Here is a 2,309-nt window from a genome sequence, read left to right as displayed (position 1 = left end):
CGCCGGCCGCGACGCCCAGCCGGGTGTGCCCGTCGATGATCTTGGCGGTGCGGCCCACGACCGAGACGTCCGCGAGCAGCGCGACCGCGAGGCCCGCGCCCACGGCCGGCCCCTGGACGGCGCTGACCACGGGCTTGCCGCAGTTCACGACGTTCATGACGATGTCGCGCGCCTCGCGCATGATGCGCAGGCGCGCGGCGTGGTCGTCCATCATCTCCTCGATCATGGACAGGTCCCCGCCCGCGGAGAACGCGGTGCCCTCGCCGCGCACCAGGATCGCGCGCACCTGCGGGTCGGCGTCGGCGTCCCGCCAGATCTCGGCGAGTTCGCGGTGCCCGGTGGTGTCGACGGCGTTGAGCCGGCCGGGCGCGCTCAGCGTCACGCGCAGCACGCGCGGCGCGGCCCAGTCGAGCTTCAGCCGTTCGTACCGGTCGTAGCGCGCGTCCCCGGTGGCGTTGGTCGTCATGCCGCGCTGTCCTCCCCGCGTGGGCTCGTCCGTCCGTCCGCGTCCGCCGGCGCGCCCTCCTCCGGGGGCCCTTGCTCCGACGGTGCGGTCGTGGTCGGCGCTGCGTCGGGGAGCGCGGCGGCGAACGCCGCGCGCAATCGTCGCACAGCGAACGCCTGGGCCTCCACACCCTCCTCGAACATCTCGGGGAGCAGGAAGAAGGAGTGGATCGTCCCCGCGTACCGGCGCCGCACGACCGGGACGCCCGCCGCCGCCAGCCGCCGGGCGTACGCCTCGCCCTCGTCCCGCAGGATGTCGTGGTCGGCGGTGATCACCGTCGCCGGGGCGAGGCCGGACAGGTCGGGGGCGCGCAGCGGCGCGAGGCGCGGGTCGGCGGGGTCGGCCCCGGCCCGGTACAGGGCCGCGAACCGGCGCAGCGTCGCCGCGTCCAGGCCGTACCCGTCGCCGTAGGCGTCCCAGCTCGGGGTGTCGGCGGACATGTCGGTCGCCGGGTAGACCAGCAGCTGGTGGACGAGCCGGATCCCCCGGTCGCGGGCGAGCAGCGCGACGACGGCGGCGAGGTTGCCGCCCGCGCTGTCCCCGGCGACGGCGATAGCGCGCGCGTGGGTTCCGAACCGCTCCGGGTGGGTGGCGAGCGCCTCGACGACCGCCCAGGCGTCCTCCACCGCGGCGGGGAACGGATGCTCGGGCGCGAGCCGGTACCCCACGTTCAGGACGGTGCAGCCGACTTCCGCCGCCAGCTCGCGGCAGGCGATGTCCACGCTGTTGATCCCGCCCACGACCCAGCCGCCGCCGTGCAGGTAGACCAGCGCGGGCAGCGGGCCGTGCGAGCGGGGAAGGGGCCGGTACAGCCGCACGGGGACCGCGCCGCCGGGGCCGGGGACCTCCAGGTCCTCGACGTGCGGGAGGCGTCGGCGGTCCTCGGGCAGCGGCAGCTCGGCCAGCTCCCGCAGCTCCTCGATGGACAGCTCCCGGCCACCGGCCTCCCCGCCGCCGGGGAAAAGGCTCTCCAGGGACGGATCGACCGACATGCGGGCCCCTTTCCGGATCGACGGCACGTCCTGAACGCCTTCCCCGAACGGCCGGGACCAACCGCTCCGAACGTGCTCAGCGCCTGAACGGGCAGGTCAGGGACGCGGCGGCGGCACCGTGGCGGACGGCGGTGAGATCGTGGCGGACGCCGGCCGTCCCGCCGGACGCCTTGCCGGACGGCGGCGTCCGCCGGACGCCTCGGCGATCAGCGCCTCGAACAGCCGCGGGTCCTCGTCCTCCTCCGGATGCCACTGGACGCCGAGCCCGAAGCGGTGCTCCCGGAGCTCGACGGCCTCGACGACCTGGTCGTCCGTCCAGGCGACCGCGGTCAGGCCCGCGCCGAGCCGGTCGACCGCCTGGTGGTGGTAGGTCGGCACGTCCGCGGTGTCGCCGAGGAGCCGCCCGGTCAGGCTCTCCGGGTCGATCCGGACCCGGTGCCGTCCGATCACCCCCGTCGCGGGCGCGTGGCCCCGGTGGCCGACCGTTTCGGGAAGGTGCTGGACGAGGCCGCCGCCGCACGCCACATTGAGCAGCTGCATGCCTCGGCAGACCGCCAGGAAGGGCAGCCCGGCGGCCATCGCGGCGCGCATGAGCGCGAGCTCGAACCGGTCGCGGCACGGCTGCGCCGGGCCGGTCGCGGCGTGCCGGGCGGCCCCGTACAGGCCGGGCTCGACGTCCGAGCCGCCCGCGAAGACGATCCCGTCCAGGCCGCGGCCCAGCGCCCGGACGCCGCGCGGGTCGGCGGCCGGCGGCAGCAGGACGGCCACGCCGCCCGCCCGCTCGACCGCCCGCGGGAAGGGCGTGGGCAGCA

Annotated in this window: 3 protein-coding genes; all 3 read right to left on the bottom strand. The window is 76.5% G+C overall.

Annotation, left to right across the window (positions count from 1 at the left end; genetic code table 11):
* Positions 1–466: enoyl-CoA hydratase-related protein (locus AB0J52_RS36895; RefSeq protein WP_500187549.1), on the bottom strand; the 466-nt coding region annotated here is incomplete at its 3' end.
* Positions 463–1,497 (bottom strand): alpha/beta hydrolase, encoded by a 1,035-nt coding sequence (locus AB0J52_RS36890; protein WP_500187548.1) that lies wholly within the window; start codon positions 1,495–1,497, stop codon positions 463–465. The genes AB0J52_RS36895 and AB0J52_RS36890, both read right to left, overlap by 4 nt.
* A gap of 96 nt (positions 1,498–1,593) precedes the next feature.
* On the bottom strand, positions 1,594–2,309 hold a 716-nt coding region (locus AB0J52_RS36885), incomplete at its 5' end, for a gamma-glutamyl-gamma-aminobutyrate hydrolase family protein (protein ID WP_500187547.1).

The sequence above is a fragment of the Spirillospora sp. NPDC049652 genome, assembly GCF_040675125.1.
In the GTDB taxonomy this organism is placed as follows: Bacteria; Actinomycetota; Actinomycetes; order Streptosporangiales; family Streptosporangiaceae; genus Spirillospora.
This window is presented reverse-complemented; position numbering and strand designations above follow the sequence as displayed.